The sequence below is a fragment of the Agrobacterium sp. 22117 genome (genome assembly GCF_052045735.1).
GTDB lineage: Bacteria > Pseudomonadota > Alphaproteobacteria > Rhizobiales > Rhizobiaceae > Agrobacterium > Agrobacterium cavarae.
This window is the reverse complement of record NZ_JBQEPP010000005.1, coordinates 151,496-172,730: the sequence shown is the minus strand read 5'-3', so window position 1 is coordinate 172,730 and position 21,235 is coordinate 151,496. Positions and strand designations below refer to the sequence as shown.

Annotated in this window: 17 protein-coding genes; 7 read left to right on the top strand and 10 right to left on the bottom strand. The window is 58.6% G+C overall.

What is annotated here, in order from left to right; all coding sequences use genetic code 11:
* Window positions 1–44: 44 nt before the first annotated feature.
* The 3 genes from ACTJKV_RS15620 (at window position 45) to ACTJKV_RS15610 (ending at window position 2,975) form a co-directional block, all read left to right on the top strand.
* Complete coding sequence (locus ACTJKV_RS15620; RefSeq protein WP_440599044.1) at window positions 45–944, top strand: glycine betaine ABC transporter substrate-binding protein; 900 nt, start codon at window positions 45–47, stop codon at window positions 942–944.
* 63 nt (window positions 945–1,007) lie between these two features.
* A complete protein-coding gene (locus ACTJKV_RS15615; protein WP_274101221.1) occupies window positions 1,008–1,280 on the top strand; it encodes a transcriptional regulator in 273 nt (90 codons plus the stop codon).
* A gap of 288 nt (window positions 1,281–1,568) precedes the next feature.
* Window positions 1,569–2,975 (top strand): HD-GYP domain-containing protein, encoded by a 1,407-nt coding sequence (locus ACTJKV_RS15610; protein WP_113180499.1) that lies wholly within the window; start codon window positions 1,569–1,571, stop codon window positions 2,973–2,975.
* A gap of 119 nt (window positions 2,976–3,094) precedes the next feature.
* Here ACTJKV_RS15610 and ACTJKV_RS15605 read toward each other — a convergent pair whose 3' ends face one another.
* From ACTJKV_RS15605 to ACTJKV_RS15560, 10 genes are all read right to left on the bottom strand, one after another.
* On the bottom strand, window positions 3,095–5,839 hold the full coding sequence (locus tag ACTJKV_RS15605) for a LuxR C-terminal-related transcriptional regulator (RefSeq protein WP_440599043.1): 2,745 nt from the start codon (window positions 5,837–5,839) through the stop codon (window positions 3,095–3,097).
* A gap of 92 nt (window positions 5,840–5,931) precedes the next feature.
* Window positions 5,932–7,020, bottom strand: a complete 1,089-nt coding sequence (locus ACTJKV_RS15600; RefSeq protein WP_112519714.1) for a DUF917 domain-containing protein — start codon at window positions 7,018–7,020, stop codon at window positions 5,932–5,934.
* A gap of 1 nt (window position 7,021) precedes the next feature.
* Window positions 7,022–8,110 carry a DUF917 domain-containing protein gene (locus ACTJKV_RS15595; protein ID WP_062424391.1) on the bottom strand — a complete coding sequence of 363 codons (1,089 nt, stop codon included), beginning with the start codon at window positions 8,108–8,110 and terminating at the stop codon, window positions 7,022–7,024.
* Window positions 8,111–8,120: 10 nt separating this feature from the next.
* Entirely contained in the window at window positions 8,121–9,662 is a 1,542-nt protein-coding gene (locus ACTJKV_RS15590) for a hydantoinase/oxoprolinase family protein (protein WP_062424392.1), read from the bottom strand.
* A 99-nt stretch (window positions 9,663–9,761) separates the two neighbouring features.
* Window positions 9,762–10,820: an ABC transporter ATP-binding protein gene (locus ACTJKV_RS15585; RefSeq protein ID WP_112519848.1), complete on the bottom strand. Its 1,059-nt coding sequence runs from the start codon at window positions 10,818–10,820 to the stop codon at window positions 9,762–9,764.
* A 92-nt stretch (window positions 10,821–10,912) separates the two neighbouring features.
* A complete protein-coding gene (locus ACTJKV_RS15580; protein WP_236769456.1) occupies window positions 10,913–12,016 on the bottom strand; it encodes an ABC transporter substrate-binding protein in 1,104 nt (367 codons plus the stop codon).
* A 54-nt stretch (window positions 12,017–12,070) separates the two neighbouring features.
* A complete protein-coding gene (locus ACTJKV_RS15575) occupies window positions 12,071–12,874 on the bottom strand; it encodes an ABC transporter permease (protein WP_112519715.1) in 804 nt (267 codons plus the stop codon).
* Window positions 12,874–13,806, bottom strand: a complete 933-nt coding sequence (locus tag ACTJKV_RS15570) for an ABC transporter permease (RefSeq protein WP_112519716.1) — start codon at window positions 13,804–13,806, stop codon at window positions 12,874–12,876. Before ACTJKV_RS15570 ends, ACTJKV_RS15575 begins: the two co-directional genes overlap by 1 nt.
* Before the next feature lie 23 nt (window positions 13,807–13,829).
* Window positions 13,830–14,603 (bottom strand): aspartate/glutamate racemase family protein, encoded by a 774-nt coding sequence (locus ACTJKV_RS15565; protein WP_440599042.1) that lies wholly within the window; start codon window positions 14,601–14,603, stop codon window positions 13,830–13,832.
* 558 nt (window positions 14,604–15,161) lie between these two features.
* Window positions 15,162–16,055, bottom strand: coding sequence for a helix-turn-helix domain-containing protein (locus tag ACTJKV_RS15560; RefSeq protein ID WP_112519718.1), 894 nt, complete (start codon window positions 16,053–16,055; stop codon window positions 15,162–15,164).
* A gap of 194 nt (window positions 16,056–16,249) precedes the next feature.
* Between ACTJKV_RS15560 and ACTJKV_RS15555 the strand changes: the two genes are divergently transcribed.
* From ACTJKV_RS15555 to moaA, 4 genes are read left to right on the top strand one after another with little or no spacing between them, the layout of a single operon-like run.
* The gene (locus tag ACTJKV_RS15555; RefSeq protein ID WP_112519719.1) at window positions 16,250–18,376 is read left to right on the top strand and encodes a molybdopterin-dependent oxidoreductase; all 2,127 of its coding nucleotides are present in this window, start codon (window positions 16,250–16,252) and stop codon (window positions 18,374–18,376) included.
* Window positions 18,377–18,427: 51 nt separating this feature from the next.
* Window positions 18,428–18,733: a ferredoxin family protein gene (locus ACTJKV_RS15550; RefSeq protein ID WP_112519720.1), complete on the top strand. Its 306-nt coding sequence runs from the start codon at window positions 18,428–18,430 to the stop codon at window positions 18,731–18,733.
* On the top strand, window positions 18,730–20,070 hold the full coding sequence (locus tag ACTJKV_RS15545) for an FAD-dependent oxidoreductase (RefSeq protein WP_440599041.1): 1,341 nt from the start codon (window positions 18,730–18,732) through the stop codon (window positions 20,068–20,070). The genes ACTJKV_RS15550 and ACTJKV_RS15545 overlap by 4 nt, the downstream gene beginning before the upstream one ends.
* On the top strand, window positions 20,070–21,086 hold the full coding sequence (gene moaA / locus ACTJKV_RS15540; RefSeq protein WP_440599132.1) for a GTP 3',8-cyclase MoaA: 1,017 nt from the start codon (window positions 20,070–20,072) through the stop codon (window positions 21,084–21,086). The genes ACTJKV_RS15545 and moaA overlap by 1 nt, the downstream gene beginning before the upstream one ends.
* The last annotated feature ends 149 nt before the right edge of the window (window positions 21,087–21,235 follow it).

Genomic DNA, 21,235 nt, shown 5'->3' with positions numbered 1-21,235 from the left:
CGGATGCTGAATCCGCAAATTCAAACCTTCCAAAAGGAGAACATATGTTCAAGATACTTTCCTCGACCCGCCGGGCCGCACTCGGTGGCGCCATTGGCTTTGCTGCCGCTGTGCTTTTTGGCTCGACAGCGCCGGCGATGGCGCAAGATGCAAAAACCGTCAAGCTCGGCTTCGCCCCGTGGTCCGACGCTGAGTTCGTCACTAAACTTGCTGCCAAGCTGATCAAGGAAAAGCTCGGCCAGGATGTGGAGCTTGTCCAGACGGATGTCGCCCCGCTTTACCAGGGCGTGAGCCGTGGCGACATCGATGCAATGATGATGGCGTGGCTGCCGGCAACCCATGCGGATTACTTTGCGAAGGTGAAGGACAAGGTCGAAACGCTCGGCACAGTCTATGACGGCGCGAAGCTGGGTTGGGTGGTGCCGACTTATGTTCCTGAAGCAGAGATTTCTTCGATCGAGGACCTTAAGAAACCCGACGTTCAGAAGAAGTTGTCCGGCACTATACAGGGCATTGATCCGGGTGCTGGTTTGACCCGCCTTTCACATCAGGCGGTCAAGGACTATGACCTCGGCGAATACAAGCTGCAGATTTCCAGCGAAGCAGGCATGCTAACGACAGTTGACCGGGCGATGAGAAGTGAAAAGTGGTTCGTCGCCACGTCCTGGAGCCCGCACTGGATGTTTGGAAAGTACAAGCTCCGCTATCTGACAGACCCGAAAGAATCCTTGGGTCAGGCGGAGCATGTCGACATCCTCGCATCGAAGAAATTCAGGGAAGAAAACCCCAAGGCTGCCGAGTTTCTTTCACGCATGAAGGTGCCGCTCAACGACCTGGAAGCGGCAATGTTCACAGCCCAGGAGACCTCTTACGAGGCTGCGATCGAAAAATACATTAAGGATCATCCAGATCAGGTGAAGGCCTGGGTTGGGGAACAGAGTTAATGAAATCCGGCCTCCTCAGACGATAGTCGAGGAGGCCGGTTCATTGCCGGGGTAGGGGATATGATGCAAGGAACCAATCACAAAGCGCTGACCGATACCGACACGCTCGGAGGACGCATCTCGTTGGCGCGTGATGCATCTGCGCTGTCACTCGATAATGCTGCGAAGATGGTCGGCGTGGAGAGCGACGTTTGGAGCGCGTGGGAAAATGACCGGAGCGAGCCGGGTCGTGAGTACCTCGAGACGATCGCCGCGTCTCTGCAGGTGAGCGGAGTATGGCTTTCGACAGGGTTCGGTCTCGGGCCGCGATGGCCAGGTGATGAGACGCTTTTCTAAAATTCTCCAGGGAGATCTGAGCACCCGCTATATCCATCACCCGCATGCGGACCTTGCAGCATGTCTAGCCGACGATATTTTAAAAATGGCGCACCTGTACGGGGTGCGCCAGCTGACGGCGACGCGTGGTCATAGTGATGGCCGCATGGGCACACGCGCTCATGTTTGTCTTCATCGATGACGCTCATCATACGCTCCGAAGAAATTTCAGTCACAAAACGTTTGGGCTCATAACTGTTCTGAAACCCTCATTTGATAGCGTCAGCCTTCAACCAGGGTTCGGTTATGATGCAAGTACAGATACGTTTGGCCGAGATTATCGAAGCCCTCAGCAAGGCGCTCGATATGACCGAGGGCCAACCAGACGGGCATTGTATCCGCTGCTGTTACATCGGAACGAGCATTGGACGAGAGATCGGCCTGAGTGAGCTAGAGCTGCACGACCTCTACTACACACTTCTGTTGAAGGATCTCGGCTGCAGCAGCAACGCTTCGCGTATTTGCGAGCTTTATCTGGCGGACGACATCAGCTTTAAGAATGATTTCAAGCTGGTCGATGGAAGCCTGGGGCAGGTCCTGAAGTTCGTGATCAGCCACACCGGGGCAAAGGCCGGTCTTGCTGAACGTTTTCGCAGCCTCCTCAATATTCTTAAAAATGGGGGCGAGATTTCCACGGATCTTATACAGACGCGGTGTCAGCGCGGCGCGGACATTGCGCGACAAATGCGATTTTCAGAAAACGTCGCGGAGGGCATCATTGGTCTGGATGAGCATTGGAGTGGGCGCGGAAAGCCGAGCGGACTTGCCGGAGAAGAAATCCCGCTTTTTTCGAGAATAGCGCTCTTGTCCCAGGTGATCGACGTGTTCCAGGCCAGCAGCGGCCCCCAAGCCGCTCTTGACGAGGTTGCAAAGCGCAAGGGAGATTGGTTCGATCCTGCTCTCGTTGATGTCTTTGTAAGGATCGCGTCTCAGCGAGAATTCTGGGAGGAGCTGGCCTCGCCCGACTTAGAGAGAATTGTTCTTGATTCCGAGCCCGGGCAGCACGGGGTCTTGGCCGACGATGATTATCTTGATGATATCGCCGCTGGTTTTGCGAAGGTGATCGACGCCAAAAGTCCGTACACATCGGGCCATAGCGAGCGCGTTGCGCTATACTCCGATCTTATAGCGGAGGAAATGGACATAGATTTCGAAACCCGGCGGGTTTTGAAAAGAGCGGCTTTGCTGCATGACATCGGCAAGCTTGGTGTCAGCAGTACTGTGTTGGACAAAGCTGGGAAACTCGATGATGAAGAGTGGAGCCAGATGAAGCGACACGCGGAATTTTCAGAGCAGATTCTTTCTGCGATTGGAGCGTTTGCCAACGCGGCCCTGATCGGTGGCGCTCACCACGAGCGTCTGGACGGAAAAGGATATCCGCGAGGATTGAGCGCAGAGCAAATCCCGATGGAGGTTCGGATCGTTTCCACCGCCGATGTCTTTGATGCACTGACTGCAGACCGACCTTACAGGCAGGCTATGCCACTGCAGGAGGCATTCTCGATACTTTGGGACGGCGCGGGCCGATCACATGATCCCATCTGCATCAGCGCCCTTGAACGTGCCTTAGCACGAACCCCTCTTACGACATTTGCCCGTCAGTTGGCGCTGCAGGAGAATACTTCGTCCTCACATGAGGCAACGAAAGCGGCCTAACGCGTGCCCCGGCAGGCGATGGGCGATCCGGCAGTAAGGGTCCAAATGGCTGGGCAGTTGCCAGAAGCCACACCTCCCTGACCATCGGTTGCGCGGGGCTGGTCACAGTAGCTAACCACTCACTTTGGTTCTGTCAGCTTAAGGTGTTTGCTGACGGAGACTGCCATACCGCGGCGGCTGACGCCGAGTTTGGCGAAGATGTTCTTCAGATGAAACTTAACGGTCGCTTCCGAAAGTCCCAGTTCCCGGGCGATCTCCTTGTTGCTTCGTCCTTCGGATAGAAGCCTGAGCACGGTGATTTCGCGAGCGCTCAGCAAGCCGGGCGCAGCCGGTGCGGCCTCCTCTTCCGGCAGATTGGGCGCGACACGGCGCGGCTTACGGTCCAGCCCGTGGCCGACAATACGGCTCATAAACTCCACCGCATTTGGGCTGAAGACCTTGAGCCCGAACCGACGGACGATGGCGCGCATGGTCGTTGCCAGATCATGGCCCTCGTCAGTGAAGAGTTGCGTCGCTTCGTGTGTGCGGGCAAGCGCGATCGCCGATTGCAGATAGGCGAAGGCCTGTTGCTGTCGGCCCGCCTTCCAGGACGCCTGGACGGCCATGATCTCTGCCAGCATGCGATGATAGGCGCGGCCCGAGGTTCGGGCGGAGATAATAAGGGCTTCAAGAAGCTCCAGAGCCTGGAGGGCCTGCCCGTGGGCAAGTGCCAGCCGCGCAGTCGCGATGTCGAAATCATAGGCTTCTCGCCAAGTCCAGTTGTCGGCGCCGCTTGTCTCCTTCAGAGATGTTGCCCTCTCCACAGCCTGGCTTGCGGACTCGATCATGCCGGCGCGAACAAGAAGATCGATCCGCATGATGGCGACCGCCGTCTTCAGCCGCGGTAGGTTGCGCTCTACTGCCACTTCCTCTGCTTTGTCCAGGGCAGCTGCTGCGGCATCGAAGCCACTGACCTGCAGACGGCTGCGGGCCAGAAGCCAGAAGAGTCGAGTGAACAGGTCCACCCAGCTTTCACCCCTGATCAAGGACTCCATGCACTCGGTGAGACTCTGCTCTACTTGCAGTACATCACCCTGTTGATACAGCACATCGGCTATGGCGAGACGTACGATTGCCAGCAGATTTCGATCGGTCCAGTGTACCCGCTCCACGAGCTCTTCCGCCTCACGGCAGAATTGCAAAGCGGCGGAAAATTCACCTTTCAGCGTGCTAACAAGGCCGAGATGGATGAGCATGAAGACCTGCGCATAGGCTGTTTTTTCCTCGCGGTAATAACCGAACGCCTTCAGCGCGGCGCGTCGGGCTTCTTCCAGATCTCCTGTGCGGGTATAGATGATGCATAGGTGATTGAAGAGCCATGCCAGCTCCCAGGTGGCATGTGGTGGCAGGGCGGCTGCAGCGCGCTCAAGCCGTCCAGCCTGATCTATCGTCATGCGGCGGTCTTCATAGACATCAATCAGGCTGTCGATATGATCGAGGACGCTTCGGTCAACGGCGGCAAGGGCTGCCGCCGACCATTCGCCGTTTTCTTTGAGACTATCTAGCCGCTCGCGTCCGGCAGTGGCATTTCCGCGTTTCGACAGCACTACCGCATAGGACACCATCAATCCGGGCGAAGCATGCAGCACATCGGGCGGGAAATTATCAATCAGATGCTCCAGCACTTGATGGCCGGCTCTGAGGAAGATATCGACGCCGCCGGCCTTACCTATGATCTCTTCTGCCATATGGAAGTCGCCGCTCTGGGCGGCATGGGACACGGCACGCTCCAGATGGGTGCGCGTGGCAAACCAAAGCGCGGCCTGGCGATGCAGCGCTTTTTTGTCGGCGTCCGAGACAAATGCGGCATCGCGCTCAAGGCAGATGCGAAGTACGGGATGAAGCGAGAGCCAGCCATTCTGCCCGTGCTCTATGACCGGATGCATGGTCTCGATCGTCGCTAGGTCTTCTTCCGACAGATCGCTGAAGCCGAGGTCGGATGCGAGATCCAGACGAAATTCCTGAAAAGGCGACAAGCTTCGCAACATCGAAAGAACGGCGGAAGAGAGCCGGTTGACGACGGTTTCACGGGCATAATCCGTGAGATCCGGGTGGGCGCCCGCAAGTAGGAGGCGACGCTCTTCCTCCGTCGGGTCGCCCGCCACGATACCTGCGGCGAGCTGTGCCAGTGCCGGCCATCCGCGGGTGATCTCCATAATGGGATCGACAAGCGCCGTCATGGCGCTGCCTGACAGAAGCCGCCGCAACTCAGATCGTCCAAACTCCATGTCCCGCGCGGTCAGTTCCGCCAACACGCCACGCGCTTTCAGCCGGGCGAGCGGCAATTGCGCGGGCGAGCAGGAGGATAAGGCAATCCGCAGGTTGTCGGGTGCAGACAGGATCAGCCGTTCAAGCAGCCGGTGGCGATCGGCGCCTTCGATATCATCGATATTGTCGATGAAGACAACGGTCTCCCCCTCACGCCTGGCAATGCTTTCCATGGCATCGGTCAGCGCTTCCTGCTTGCCCGTTAGGGCCGCAAGCCCAAGCGATTGAAGCAGCTCGCTGACGAAGCGTTCGGGTGACAAAATACCGGAAGCATTCAGCCAGGAGCAATGAGAGATTGCCGTTTCGTGCAGTCCCGGCAAGGCCAAGCTTCCATCCACCAACCGTTCATAAGCTGCCTTCATGAGGGCGGTTTTGCCAAACCCGGGAGGAGCTCGCAACACGACGATCTGCCGGGCGAGGCCCGCTGCCAGTTTCGATAGAAGGTAAGGTCTTTCGATGCCGGAAAAGAGCATACGGGGCGGGCTGAAGCGCAAGCCGGCCGCCGCGAAGGTTCTGACGGTACGAAACGGCTTTTCTCGCAGAAGACGGCTCGGCATGAATTCTCTCACATCCCTGAACGACCCTCTCATGCCAGGACAAAAAATGCTGGAAGAGAGAGCCGTTATCAGTGCCCGACACCGATCGTTCGTCAAGAGCCAAGTGGCTGATAGGCTTGCGACAGGCCGAAGGCGCTGGGACCGAAGACGGCGAGAGCCTCCTGCGTGCGCATGATTGGCGGCACCCTGACAGCTAGCACATTGACGCGTTGACCGTAACGCAACCGCTCTGTGGTGATCGCCTCTGCGGTATCGATATCCAGAATGGTGATGAGATCGGGGACAATGGCAAGCACCCGACCGTCTTCCTCCTCGGCGACGAGATTTTCGTTCTGGATGCGGATTTTGACTTTCGGCTTGGATGGGTCGAATGGTTCGATGGTTGCAATGCCGACCGACCAGCCATTCTGTTCCTTGCGTGCCACATCGGCTATCTTGCCCGCGGTGATGACCTCGGCGTAGCCATAATGGGTGCCGGAGAAATACGAAATCAGCGCTTCGACCAAATTGCGGTGCTGTGCCGCGGCTTCACGCAATGTCCGGCCTATGCCGATGGCAAGAGACATGGTGGCTGGGACAGAAACCCTTTTCGTTGTGCGGCCGTCCATGCCGTAATTGACGATATAGGCCTGGCCGCCCATGCGGATCGTCACTCCGCGCGCCAGCCATTCGGCCTTGGCCGCATCCTGCGTTTCGATCAGCACGCGGTTGCCGCGTTCATCCGCGACCGCAACCGGGCTTGCCGGCACGCCGTAGACGTTGAAAGTCTCCATTTCGAGCTGCGGAAAGGCTCGGCCCATGCCGTCGGCATCAATGACCGGGACACGTTTCTTGGCGGCAAGGATGATCGGCACCATGGAATTGATGCCGCCTGCCTCGAAGGGGATGATCGCATCAACATTGACGCCGGTATGATCCTCATAGCACTCCAACGCCAGATTGCCCTCGTCGCCGGACGGGATTTTCTCAATGAGGATGGTGGGTGCGCCCATGGCGCCGCAGGCGACCACGGTTGCGCCATCCGGCACATCTTCGAGCGCGATCAGATCGACTGGGCCATATTGTTCGATTGCGGCCTTGGCCAGAAGCTTGCCAATATAAGGATCGCCGCCGCCGCCGGTGCCTAGCACCGCAGCACCCACGGCCAGATCGTCAATGTCCTGATCAGTGATGATTGCCATCTCAGTCAATCTCCTCGATGGAGGTAAAGGGTTCTTTCAGACCGAAGCAGGCAGGTCCGAAGACGTCTAGCGCTTCCGGCGTGCGCATAAGTTCTGGAACAGACACAGCAACCACCGTCACGCGCTGGCCATAGCGCAGGTTTTCGCTGGTGATCGGCTCTGCGGTCTCCGTATTCATGATCGAAATCAGGTCGGGCACGATGGCCCTGACCTTGCCGTCCTGCCGTGCAATGAGGTTCTCGTTCTGGATTTCGATTTCCATCTGCGAAGAAAAGGGTGTGATCCCGTCGATGAGTGCACGGCCGATGGTGAAGCCTGCCTTCGTTTCGCGCATGACATCGACAATCTTGCCTTTGAAGATGACGCGGCCATAGCGATAGAGCGTCGAGGGCAGAAAACCCAGCAGCGCCTCGATGGGGTTGCGATGTTCCTCACGCGCTTTTCGCAAAACCTCACCGATACGGATCGCGAGGGTCAACGTGTTGGGGATGGCGGTGCGCTTCACCTCAGCGCCGCTCATGGCATATTCGGCAATATAGGCGCAACCGCCCATGCGGATGGCCACGGCGCGCGACAGCCACTCCATCTGCCGGTTGTCAACCGCCTCGATCAAAGCACAATCTCCCCATTCGTTGCTGACCGCCATGGGCGAGCCGGAGACGCCGTAAACGCCGAAGGTCTCCATTTCCAGAAACGGAAAGGCGCGCCCCATACCGTCAGCATCGACGATCGGTAGGCCAAGCCTTGCGCCGACGACCAGAGGGATGGTGGAGTTTATGCCGCCGATCTCAATCGGCATGGTGTAGGCGGCCTTTCGGCCCAGGCGCTTTTCCAACCGTCTAAGCGAGGCAACCGCTTCGTCGCCCGAAGGGATTTTTTCCACAAGCACGGTTGGCGCGCCCATCATCGCCGTCGGGATGACGAGGCAATCGTTCGAAAGATCCTTAGGATCGATCAGTTCCACTTCGCAGCCTTCGTCCAGGCATTGCTGCACCATCAGACGACCAACGTAGGGATCGCCGCCACCGCCGGTGCCGAGAAATGCAGCACCCACGGCAAGATCGGCCAAATGTTCTCGTGTGAGTTTCATTACCGTCCCCTCAACCAATCACAAGATCGCCGACCGCCTTCACGCGGATGCGTGTGGCGCTGCCCGGCAGATAGGCGAGCGGCACTTCTTCGATGTCCATGATCTTGACAGAGGAGGGTGTCGCACCTGCCTTGATCGCACGTTCGGATGCTTCCGCTTTGGCCCCTGCCAGAACGGCATCGCGCGAGGTTCCTTCCAGCGAGAAGATGCGGTCTACCTCGCCACCCACCTGAGCGATGGCCGCGCCGATGGCATTGGCGACGGAAGCGTTTTCCGGTCTCAGCACCTTAGAGGCGGAGGGCAGGTCGCGTGAGACCAGAATCGAACCGCCGCCGACGAGGATGACGGGAAGTGGCTCGGCGCTGGTCTTCATGCGGTCTACTGCCTCATCGACCATGCGGTGCATGGTGGCGAGCGCGGTTTCAATGGTCTTTGTCGGGATGTGCGCGACGCGGGAGCGGTCGCCAATATCTTCCAAGCCCGCGGCCACCACGATATCCGTCGTCGTCAACGTGTCGCCGCCAAAGACGAGCGCCTTGGTGGTGATCTCGTAGCCGACCGAATCTGGCCCGATGCGCTCCCCATCGTCACGCACCAGCGAGCCGCCGCCGAGACCGATGGCAAGCACGTCCGGCATGCGGAAATTGGTGCGCACGCCGCCAATATCGACAGCAACGGCAGATTCGCGCGGAAAGCCATGGACCAGCATACCGACATCCGAGGTCGTACCACCGATATCCACCACCATGGCTTCCTTGGCACCTGCCAGCATAGCGGCGCCGCGCATGGAGTTTGTGGGGCCGGAGGCGAAGGTCAGCACCGGATAGCGCTCCACATAATCCGGCGACATCAGTGTCCCGTCATTCTGGCTGATGAAGAATGGCGCCTTGATCTCTAATTCCTTTAGCGCATCCCGGAAGGAGGAAACGACCTTCCTAGACAGTTCCGCCAGCGACGCATTCATGATCGAGGCATTCTCGCGCTCCAAAAAGCCGACGCGGCCGATTTCATGGCTGAGCGAAAGGGCAATATCCGGCACTTCATTCTTGAGGATCTCAGCGGCTCGCAGTTCCATTTCCGGCGTGACCGGTGAAAAGACCGAAGTAACGGCAGCCGTTTTCAGGCCGCGTTCGCGTACGGTGCGGGCGACCTCCATCAGGCCCTTCTCATCCAGCGGAGCGATGGTACGCCCGTCGAATTCATGGCCGCCGCGCAGCATGAAGGTGTGTCGGCCGAGCGTATCGGCCAGATCTTTCGGCCAGTCTGTCAGTGGCGGCAGGCCCTTCGTGGCTGGAAGGCCGAGGCGAATGGCGGCTACTTCCAGCAAGCGCTTGCGCTCGACCACAGCGTTGGTGAAATGGGTGGTGCCGATCATCACCGCCTGGATCTGCGAGACCGAAACCCCGGTCATGGACAACAGCTTCTTCAATACCGCCACGATGCCTGAGCCGACATCGGCGGTCGTGGGGCTTTTGCACGCGCCAAGCACCGCCGCGCCGTCCATAAGGGCGGCGTCCGTATTCGTCCCGCCCACGTCAATGCCTATACGCATGTCTTTCTCCTATGACTGACAAAGGAAACCCTTCGCCCGCGACGCTTCATCCGAGGGCGTGTCGTTTCGCTCGATTGTTTTGTTTGGATGCGTGGGCCGTCAGGCCACAAGCACCTCTGACCGTTCGGGATCCCAGCTCACGCCGCAGATTTGCCCAGGCGACAGTCTTGCGACATGGGACTGGTTCTGTCTTTCGGCGACCATGTCCTGTCCGGCGACCGAAAGACGGTAGCGCACAAGCGCCCCCTGGTATGTTTCCGAGACCACGGTGGCGGGTAGGCCAGTGCCCGGCTCGCCGATGATGAGGTTTTCAGGCCTCACCACCAGTTTGACGGAAGACCCACTCGCAAGGTCGCCGGCGGGAAGGCGGGTCAGCGCCGTCTCTGCGCCGAACCCGACCGCCAGGCGATCGCCGTCGCGGCCCTTCACCGTTACATCGATGACATTGGACTGGCCGATGAAGGTGGTGACGAAGAGTGTTTTCGGCCGCTCATAGATTTCCTGCGGCGTACCGACCTGCTCGACACGCGCCTCCCGCATGACCCCGATCCGGTCAGACATGGTCAGTGCCTCATCCTGATCGTGCGTGACATAGACCGTGGTGATACCGAGCGTTTTTTGCAGTTCCTTGATCCAGTATTTCATTTCTTCGCGCAGCGCCTTGTCGAGCGCGGATAGCGGCTCGTCCAGAAGCAGGATTCGCGGTTGCGTTACCAGCACGCGGGCAAGCGCCACACGTTGCTGCTGCCCGCCCGACAATTGCCGCTGATAACGATCCTCGTAGCCCATGAGGCCGACCTGTCTCAGGGCGAAGGCAACGGCCCTATCGATTTCGGCGGGCGACTTTTTCCTGAGCTTCAGACCGAATGCGATATTTTCCGCGACACTCATATGAGGGAAGATCGCGTAGTTCTGGAAGACGATACCGATGTCGCGCTTTTCCGGCGGCAGGAACGTCACGTCATCCGAGCCGATCAGGATCTGGCCGGAGGACGGCCTGATGAAGCCTGCGATCATTCGCAGCGTTGTGGATTTGCCGCAGCCAGATGGGCCAAGTAGCGAAAAGAACTCGCCCTGTTCGATATGTAGATCGACACCGGCGACCGCTACGTTATCGCCATAGGACTTGACGAGAGTTTTGAGTTGAATGTCCGACATCGTATCCGATCGTCCTTCAGGTCCGCGCTTCATGCCTGTCGTCACGTGTGGTTTTGACGGGCGGTCGTTGCGACCGCCCGCTCCGCTTGGAATCAGCCAGCGAAAATCTCGTTTACGGTCTCGACGATTTCGTCTTCGTTCTTGAGATAGGCCTTCCAGTCCGGCAGCCAGAAATTTTTAATGGCATCGGCGCTGTTGACGATACCGGCCTTGACCAGATTGTCGGGTAGCACGGCATTGGAGACGGTGGGACGCAAGTAGAATTCCTTGCCCATATTGGTCATGAAGGACGGCTCAAGTGCGCGGTTTAACAGCGCGTAGGCAAGCTTCTTCTGGGTCGGCTCGGAATAGCGGCTGATAGTGTATGTCTGGGTAAGGATCGGCTGAAGCTCCTTCCAGTACATGACGGCGAAGGGCGCACCCTTATCGCGCGCCTGCATTGGCTCGGCATCGCTCTGCACCGCAATCACCACTTCGCCGCGATCCATCAATGTCTGCATGTTGCCGGTGAAATCGGAGATCTTAGCGGGCATCAACTCCTTCATCGCCTCGAAGCCGGCTTTCAGGTCGTATTGATCCTTGCCGAAGAGTGAGCAGGCGACGAGGAAGAAGTCCATCTGCAGCGTGTTGGAAGTGATGTAAGTGCCTCGCTTGCCCGCAAATTCCGGCTTCCACATATCCTTGAAGCTTGTGGGCGGCGGGTTCACGAGATCGGTGCGGTAGGCGTAGACATATTGGTTGAAGGCCCAGGTGACGCCGACGCCATTGGATATGGCGAAGGGCCAGAGGTTCTTACCGTTCGGAATATTGGGCAGGATTTCGTCGATGGTGTGGAAGAAATCTCCCGCATCTGCCGTCTTGAACATTTCCGGCAGATTCCAGTTGGTAATGTCGAGCGGCGGCTTCTTCGGCCCGTTGGCCACGAATTTCGGAAACCACGGCCAGGTGGAATCATATTCGATCTTGCAATTGAAATCCTTGGCGAAGTCGTCCAACAGATATTTGTGGACGAGTTCGCCCCACGGCCCGCCCCATTCGCCGACGCGCAACACTGCGCCGCCAGCATCGAAGACGGAACCGTCATACGTCACGTCCTGCGAGAAGGCGTGGTTGATGTTGAAAAGTGGCAGCGTTGCCGCGGCAGCGCCGAGTTTCAGAAGCTTGCGGCGGTTGGGATCGAAGGTCTTTACGGTCATGTCCATGTTCCCCTTGTTGTTCGAACTTATGGATACGGGTCTATCCCCGGCGGTTCAGCCGCCGAAAATGCGCTTCAGATTGACGAGTTTCGAGGTCGCCACCATCGAGACGACGACGAGGATGATGGCGAAGATGCCGGCTGCTGCCGCTGTGGGTTCGAAGGCGTAGCGTAGTGCCACGTACATGGCCATCGGCAGCGTTTGCAGGTTCGGCGTCGAGAGAAATAGCGTCACCTCGAACTGGCCGAAGGAAATGATGAAGGCGAAGATCGTGCCTGCCGAAATGGCGGGCGAGATGATTTTTAGCGTCACCAGCCGAAAGGCGGTGAACGGCGAGGCACCAAGCGAGCGGGCGGCCTCTTCCAGGCTGCGGTCGAAGCCGACCAGGGCCGCTGTCACCGTGGCGATGACGAACGGGCAGGTGACGATGACGTGGCCGATGACGAGGCCTGCCATGGTCCGGGCAAGGCCGATATCGGTGGTGACATAGAAGACGTAGAGCGCAAGGCCGAGTACGACGCCGGGCAGCACGATCGGCATCATGAAGAAGGCGCGCATCGGGCCGACCACACGGCTTGACGAGCGGGTGAGAAAGAGGGCCGCCATGGTCCCGAGCACGGTGGAAATAACCGTCGAAATGCCGGCGACCATGAAGGACACGCCGTAGGCCGAGAGGAAGGTTGGCGAGGTTAGGAACGCGTAGACCCACCGCAGCGACAGTCCCTGTGGAGGGAAAGTCAGATAGTCGCCGGAATTGAGGCCGGACAGGATGACGATGACAACGGGTGTTAGCAGGATTGTCAGCGTCAGTGCCGAGAGGAACTTGAAGACCAGCGGAATGGATGTCTCTTCGCGCATCAGCTGCGTCCTCCCGTGGTGCGCATGGCGGCGCGGTGGTAGACGGCGATCGCCATCAGGCTTGTCACGAAGAGGACAACGGCAATGGCCGCGCCGAATTGCCAGCGGCCGGTCTCTGCTACCTGCTGGTAGATGTGTATGGGCATGACCATGACCTTCCAGCCACCCATCAATGCTGGGACGACATAGGACGATATGGCAAGCGCAAAGACGAGCAGTGTTCCGGCCAGAATGCCGGGCATGGACAGTGGCAGCACGACGGAGAAAAACGCTTTGCTGCGGGAGGCGCCCAGTGACCTGGCTGCTTCCTCCAGTGATGGATGGATGGATTTGATGATGCCGATGAGCGAAAGCACCATGAAGGGCAGGGTGATCTGCACCAATCCAACGACGACGCCGAAGATATTGTACATCAGCGGCAGCGGTGCCGAAATGATGCCGAGGCGAAGCAAGGCACCGTTTATGAGACCATTGTCGCCGAGCAGCACCATGAGGCCGTAAAGTCGTATGACCATGTCGAGCTGCATCGACGACAGGACGAGGATCATCAACATCGTGTTGCGGCCGGGGTTGACCGTCTTGGCAATCACATAGGCCAGCGGATAACCGAAGACGAGGCAAACGAGCGCGACGACCGCTGAAATGCCCGCAGAGCGCAAGATCGACTCATAATAGATAGGCCGGGTGAAGATACGCACAAAGTTGTCGAAGGTGATATCGCTGGAAAGCGTGATGACGCCCGCGACCGACTTGTTGAAGGCGAGACCGAAGAGCGAAGCCGTCGGTACGACGAAGAAGACGATAAAGAAGAGTAAGGCGGGCAGGATCAGCAGCCACAGGCCATGGCCGTGGATAAAGCCGCCTTTGCGGGCGCGGGGCGCGGACGCATCGCCCTCTTTTCTGGATACCGATGTGAGTGCCGATGATGCCATTTGCCCGGGTCCCGCTTATTGTCTCATTGCGCCGCCTGCGGCAGCATCGCTGCGCGCAGTGCGTCGTAACCCAGCAACTGTTTTTCAGGCGGTGCGGGATAGGTCATCCGACTTTGGGTCAATCCGGCCCGAACGATACCTGCGGCCACGGAGATGGCCGTCGGGATCGGGTCGATGACGGGCGCGTCGATACCTTCTGCCAGCAATCCTTCGCGCAGGCCTGCCGCACAGCCCATCAGCCCGGTGCAGCCGAAGATCAGGGCTTCTGCACCGTCTTCCTCGACGGCTCTTCTGCCTTCCTCCACCAACCGCTTGGCGGTGGCGGCAAGATCTACCTCTAGCTCGAGGACCGGAATATCGACGCTGCGGACGGAGGCAAGCTTGCTGGAAAGCCCGCAAAGAGCAGCGGTGTTTTCAAAGGACGGGATAAGCCGGCGCATGACGGTGATCACGGAGAACTTGTGTCCCAGCATTGAGGCAACATGCATGCCGGTTTGACAGGGGCCGGCGACCAGCATGCCCGATAACTCACGCGCTGCACGTAGACCGGGGTCACCCATGCAGTCGATGATCACGGCATCTACACCTTCGCGCTCGGCGCGCAAGATTTCGACGAGAGTTCCTGGAACAGACATTGCCGCTTCGAACTCGCTTTCGATCGAACCCGGCCCTGTCGCGATTTCTGCATGAGAAATGCTAATCCCCGGATATTCTATCGCTTTTAGGTCTTCAAGCTTGCGAAAGCCGCGTGTGACGAGCGGCGATACGATCCGAACATGGACTACATTGTCACGCATTCTCGATACCTTATCCGATCACTAAGACGTGCTAGCTGGGTCGAAGCCCGAGTCGTACCAGTTGTGGTCTCCTCCGCTGTCGGGAGGGAACCGTTTTGCTTGCTTCCACGCTTACGGTGCATCGGCTTTGCTCTGGACGAAAGGGCTGCGGCGAATAGGAGGCTCGATTTTTCGGATGGGTAGGAGGGGTGGTTTAGAACTCCAAATCCTATCCTTTAGAATAGGTGGGTTTGCGTGTAATTAATGCATTTGAGATTGCTGCTTAAAAAATACGCGAATAGTTTGGGCTCTGGCACTTTTCTGAACGTGCGAAAGTTGCTTGTTACGTGTGGACAGGGGAGGTGGGGTTCGCTTTACAGGCATCGTCTTTTTGCTAACAGCCGCGCGCTTATCTCAGTCGCTAAAGCGGCGCATCATAGATTAGGGGAGGAGCTTTGAAGAGGTTGGGCGGGCGTTAAATCCTAGCGTGACCACTCTATACTTGAAGTCTTTTCTACGGGGGCGAGACCACACAGATTGTCGCCTTTAGCGACCTCAGCGCATCCTCCGGGAGCTGTGTCACTCTAGGTGCGCTATGCCGCGAAACGCATTTGGTGTTATCCCAGTGGTTTTCTTGAAGGCGCGCGTGAAGTTGGCGTGGGACGAAAATCCAGCGGCCAACGCGACGGCTTCAATGGTCCAGTTCTCGTCGGAGAGCCTTTGCTTGGCGAGCGCCATTCGCCTATCGTTGACGAAGGCATGCGGGCTCTTTCCGGTTGCCAGCTTGAATGCCCTGGTAAAATGCCCGACACTCATGCACGCGACCGAAGCAAGATCGGTGACCGTCAGATCATCGTCTAAATGAAAATCGACATATTCTTCCACGCGCATAAGCCTCTTTGCATCGAGTGGCTTTTCCGCCCTCACAGTCAGCGCGCGGCTTGTCGAGCGACCGGAGTAGGACCTTATGAGATGGGCCGAAAGAGACATTGCGAGGGTTTCGATAAAAAGCCGCCCGCCGGCGCTTTCGCAGGACATTTCCTGTAAAATCTGGCCAGCCGCAAACTCGATGAACGGATCCTCGTCGATCGCTTCGTACCGAAGTTCGATGCGCGCCGGATCGAGGTCGTATTCCCGCAGCATAGTGTCGGAGAAAGGCTGTCCCGGCAGGAAGATGTGAAGACAGTCGTCCATCTGCTCGGATACGGAGATGAACTCTTCCTCAACGCCGGCGGGACAGAGCCAGATTGTGCCCCGTTTGGCCACTGTGTGCTGACGCATGCCACCGCCGCGCCGGTCCACCACGGATCTCCCGCGTAGAAGCACCGCGATCTCGGTGTCCCGCGGGACGAGGGAGGGAAGCTCTCCGGCATCATGACGCCATCGTTCCGCAAGCAGGTTTTCCCAGCCATTGGCGTTCGATGTCTGAACCATGGTTCCGGTGACGTATTTATCGACGGAATGACCCAGCAAGTGTCTTCTCCGCGCCTTGTGGTTTCGCCAATATCAATAGAAGCAAGATTGAGGCCACTTGCAGCACGATGGTGATTTTCGCAGAAACTGAATAGCCAATCGCAGAAGCGGATAAAGGCAAGCCGACGAAACGCTGCCAGACTGCCCAGAATTGAAGCGCTGCCTATCGAAGGCGCAATGACTGGGAGTTGAACATGTCACGCACCACTGTCGTCGGAGCCTGCCCGCATGACTGTCCAGATACCTGTTCCATCCTGACCACTGTCGAGGACGGCAAGGCGATCGCAGTTCGCGGCAATCCAGACCATCCCTTCACGCGCGGGCGTCTCTGCGTAAAGGTCAATAACTATCAGGATCGCGTTTACAGCGACAAGCGCGTGCTCTACCCCATGCGGCGCTCCGGCCCGAAGGGCAGCGGCCAGTTCACCCGGATCACCTGGGATGAGGCGCTGGCGGAGATCGCTGCGAAGTTCAAGGACATCATCGCGACCGATGGCGCCCAGGCAATACTTCCTTATAGCTATCTCGGAACGCAGGGCATCATCAACGGACTGAATGTCGGTGATCCCCTGTTCAACAAGCTCGGCGCAACGGTCAGCGAGCGCACCTTCTGCGATTCCGGCTCCTGCACGGCCTACATGATGACCATCGGCCACACGCCCGGGGTTGATCCGGAGGCCTTCATCCACTCGAAATACATCATCCTCTGGGCTTGCAATACGCTCAGCACAAACTCGCATCACTGGCCCTTCGTCGAGCAGGCAAAGAAGAACGGCGCGAAGCTGGTGGTGATCGACCCCGTGCGCACCCGGACAGCACGCTTGGCTGATTGGCATATTCCAATCCGGCCGGGGACGGACGGCGCGCTGGCGATGGCAATGATGCATATCATCATCAAGGAAGGACTGATTGACCGCGACTATATCGATGCGCACACGGTGGGCTTTGCCGAACTCGCCGAGCGTGTGGAGCAATATACGCCGGAATTCGCCTCTGCCGAAACCGGCATCCCACTGGAAGATATTTATCAGCTGACGCGGGAATATGCCTCGACCCCGCCTGCCGTCATCCGCATTGGCGTTGCGGTGGAGCGCCATGCCGGCGGCGGCCAAACGGTACGCTCCATTGCCTGTCTTCCAGCTCTGATCGGTGCCTGGAAGCATGTCGGGGGTGGGCTTCTGCAATTGCCGATCTGGGCATTCCCCGTCAACTGGGGTGGATTGATGCGCCCAGACCTTCAGCCGGAAAAAATGCGCGTGATCAATTCCTGGCAGCTTGGCCCGGCGTTAATTGGCGAGATCCCGCTCGATCCACCTATCCGCTCGCTCTTCGTATACAATGCCAATCCTATGTCGATGGTGAGCCAGCAGGGCAAGCTGGAAGCTGGTCTCGCGCGTGACGATCTCTTCACTGTCGTCAGTGAGCACTTCATGACCGATACCGCCCGCTACGCGGATATTCTTCTGCCGGCTACGACCCAACTCGAGCAGAAGGACATTATGTTTTCCTGGGGCCATCTCTACTTGTCTTACAACAATCCGGCGATTGAGCCGCTGGGTGAAGCTGTGCCGAACACCGAGCTATTCCGGCGTCTTGCCGGAGCGCTCGGGATCGACGACCCATTCTTCCATCGCTCGGATGACGAAATGATCGCGCAGTCCATGGACTGGACGAGCCCTGTGATGGAAGGCATCGACCTGGAGACCCTGAAAGAAAAGGGCTACCTCCGGCTGAACATGCCCGCTGCAGGTGAATGGGCGCCACACCGAGACGGCAACTTTCCGACGCCGACAGGAAAATGCGAGTTCAAATCGACGCTTGCCGAGACCGGCAACTTCGTCGCCCCACTTTTCCGCCAGGGTTATAATGGCGACCAGTCGGGAGAGCCTGTCGATCCGCTGCCGCACTATATCGCGCCGAACGAGAGCCCTGCCAGTGCCCCGGCACTTGCCGGTAAATATCCGTTGAGTCTTATTTCCCCAAAGAGCCATGCCTTTCTCAACTCGAACTACGGCAACCTGCCTGCACAGCTAGCTCAGGCCGGTGAAGAACAAGCCGTCATCCTCCATCCGAGCGACGCCGATCTTCGCGGCATCACCGCCGGTACGCCTATCCGCGTCTTCAATGATCGCGGCGTCTTCGAGGCTTTTGCGACGGTTTCGCAGGATGTGATGCCCGGTGTGGTGGTCGCACCTGCCGGTTACTGGCAGCGCTCGAACCGCCGCGGGCCGACCGTCCACGCGCTGACGCCGCCGGCATTCGCCGATCTCGGACGCGCTCCGACCTTCTCGGATGTGCTGGTCGAGGTCGCTCCAACGTGACAGCCCCTGTCGGTTTCGTACCAATTGGATTTTTGAAAGGGCATAATAGACATGACCTACGTCGTGACTGATCAATGCACGGGATGTCGTTACACGGAATGCGTGACCGTGTGTCCCGTCGAATGCTTTCATCTCGATGATGAAATGACCTATATCGATCCCGAAAATTGCATCGACTGCGGCGGCTGCGTGCCAGCCTGTCCAGTCGGCGCGATCCAGGCGTCCTATTTGCTTGCGCCCGGACAGCAGAAGTGGATCGAGATCAATCGTCGTCGGGCGGCGGAAACGCCTGTGATTACCAGCCGTCTGGCACCGCTTCCCGGTGCCGACGAGCGAAAAAAGGCGCTCGGCCTATGACGACGCCGCAGTATCGCGTTGCCATTGTTGGGGCCGGACCGAGCGGTTTCTACGCTGCGGAAGCCCTTTTGCGCGCCCAGAAGGATGTTGCCGTCGATCTGTTCGAGCGGCTGCCGGTCCCCTACGGCCTGGTGCGCTTCGGCGTTGCCCCCGATCATCCGAAGCTCAAGCAAGTCACAGCCGTTTTCGACCGGATCGCTGCCATGCCCGGCTTTCGCTTCGTCGGCGGTGTCGATGTGGGGACGGATATTAGCATCGCGGCTCTGCGGCGTGCCTATCATGCCGTTGTCCTTGCGACAGGCGCGTCGCTCGGTCGGGAGATTGGCCTGCCGGGCGAGAAACTGGCGGGTAACCGACAGGCAAGTGACTTTGTCGGCTGGTACAACGGCCATCCCGACCATCGTGACCTTGCTTTCGATTTTTCAGGTGAGCGGGCTGTGGTCATCGGACATGGCAATGTCGCGCTGGACGTGGCGCGCATTCTCCTCAAGACGCCGGATGAATTGCGCCGGACGGATATCGCCGCGCATGCGCTGGAGGCACTTGCCGAAAGCCGGGTTCGCGACGTGCATCTCATCGGGCGGCGCGGCCCAAGCGAAACTCGATTTTCGGCTAAGGAGCTGGGCGAGTTCGATACTTTGACGGCCTGTGATCCGGGAATTGATCCAGCCGATCTTCGGGCCGATGCCTTCTCGCATGGCGATGGCTTCGACATAGAGCGAAAAGCCTCGTTGGACCTCCTTGAGCGCTTTTCCCGCCGTGTCGCGACCAAGGAACGACGATGCCTCTTCCGCTTCCACCTCGAACCCGTCTGCTTTGAAGGCGGTGAAGGGGTCCAAAGCGCCGTCTTCAGGCGCAACTTTGTGGAAGGAGCGGCGGACGAATGCATTAGGATCGACACGAAGCTCGTGTTTCTCAGCGTCGGCCGCCGAACGTCACCGATCGAAGGTATCGCCTACGATGGATCGCGCGGCGTTCACGCTAACCGAGGCGGCCGCCTGATGGTCCACGATCGGATCGATCACGGCCTCTATACGTGTGGTTGGAGCAAGCGTGGCCCGCAGGGAACTATTGGCACCAACCGCGCGTGCGCGCTCGATACCGTGGAGAAGATTCTTGTTGATCTCGATAGCCTGCCGTCGCCGGAACCAGGCGCCATTGACAGGCTCGTCTCTTCCATTGGCAGACGGCACGGAGTGCCCCTCGATTTCGATGCCTGGCGGATTATTGATAGCGCGGAGGTAGCGCGCGGCTGTGTTAACGGCAAGCCACGCGAAAAGTTCGTGTCGGTGGACGACATGGTCGCTACAGCGCGAGAAAGGGGGATCGCATGCTGATGGAAACCTCTCAGGCCTCTGCTCGTCCTCTCGTGGACACCTTTGGCCGCAGCGTCAGCTATTTGCGTCTGTCTGTGACCGACCGTTGCGATCTGCGCTGCGTCTATTGCATGCCGGAGCGAATGATCTTCATGCAAAGGCAACACCTTCTGTCTTTGGAAGAACTGGAGCGGGTCGCACGCGCCTTTATCCAGCTTGGCGTAACCAAGATCCGCATCACCGGCGGAGAACCATTGGTGCGCAAAAATGTCATGACCTTGTTTAACAACCTCTCGCCGTCTCTGCGGGACGGCTCCTTGAAAGAACTAACGCTCACCACCAACGCCACACGTCTTGCAGATCATGCAGCGGCGCTGGCAGAGGCCGGCGTGAGGCGTGTCAACGTGTCCCTCGACACGCTAGATCCTCAGCGCTTCACCGAACTAACACGCGGTGGTTCACTGACGACAGTTCTCAAGGGGATCGAGGCCGCACGGCTTGTGGGACTCGCCATCAAGATCAACACGGTTGCGTTGAAGGGTGTAACGGAAAAAGAGGTAGATCAACTCATCCGTTTCGCCCACGGAGATGGTATGGACTTGACGCTCATCGAGACGATGCCTCTGGGTGAAACCGGCGAGGATCGGCTGGCTCAGTATCTACCGCTAGACAGCTTGCGCCGGCAGATGGAAGAGCGTTGGACGCTCAATCCCGTTACTCTACGCACAGGCGGCCCGGCACGCTATGCTCGCATCGAAGAAACCGGTGGTTTGGTTGGCTTCATCACGCCGCTCACCCACAATTTCTGTGAAGGTTGCAACCGCGTTCGGGTCACTGCCGCAGGCTTGCTGCATACCTGTCTTGGGCAAGAGGGTGCCGCCGACTTGAAAGACATCATGCGCGCTTCACAGGACGACAGAATGTTGGTGGACGGCATCCGCGCCGCGATCCGGAGCAAACCAAGAGGCCATGACTTCGTTCTGGACCGAATGTCGGCGCCCACAATCACTCGTCATATGTCGAACACGGGCGGCTGACGACTGACAAGAATGGCTCGACGGCCCGGCTTGACTGTCGCTGGCCGCAGGCTTCCACGACTGGCTAACGTCGCTTGGGTCCCAAATCGCTTGCAAACCTCTTGGTAGACGTTAACCTAGCGATATATCGCGCGTGCCACATGCGGCGA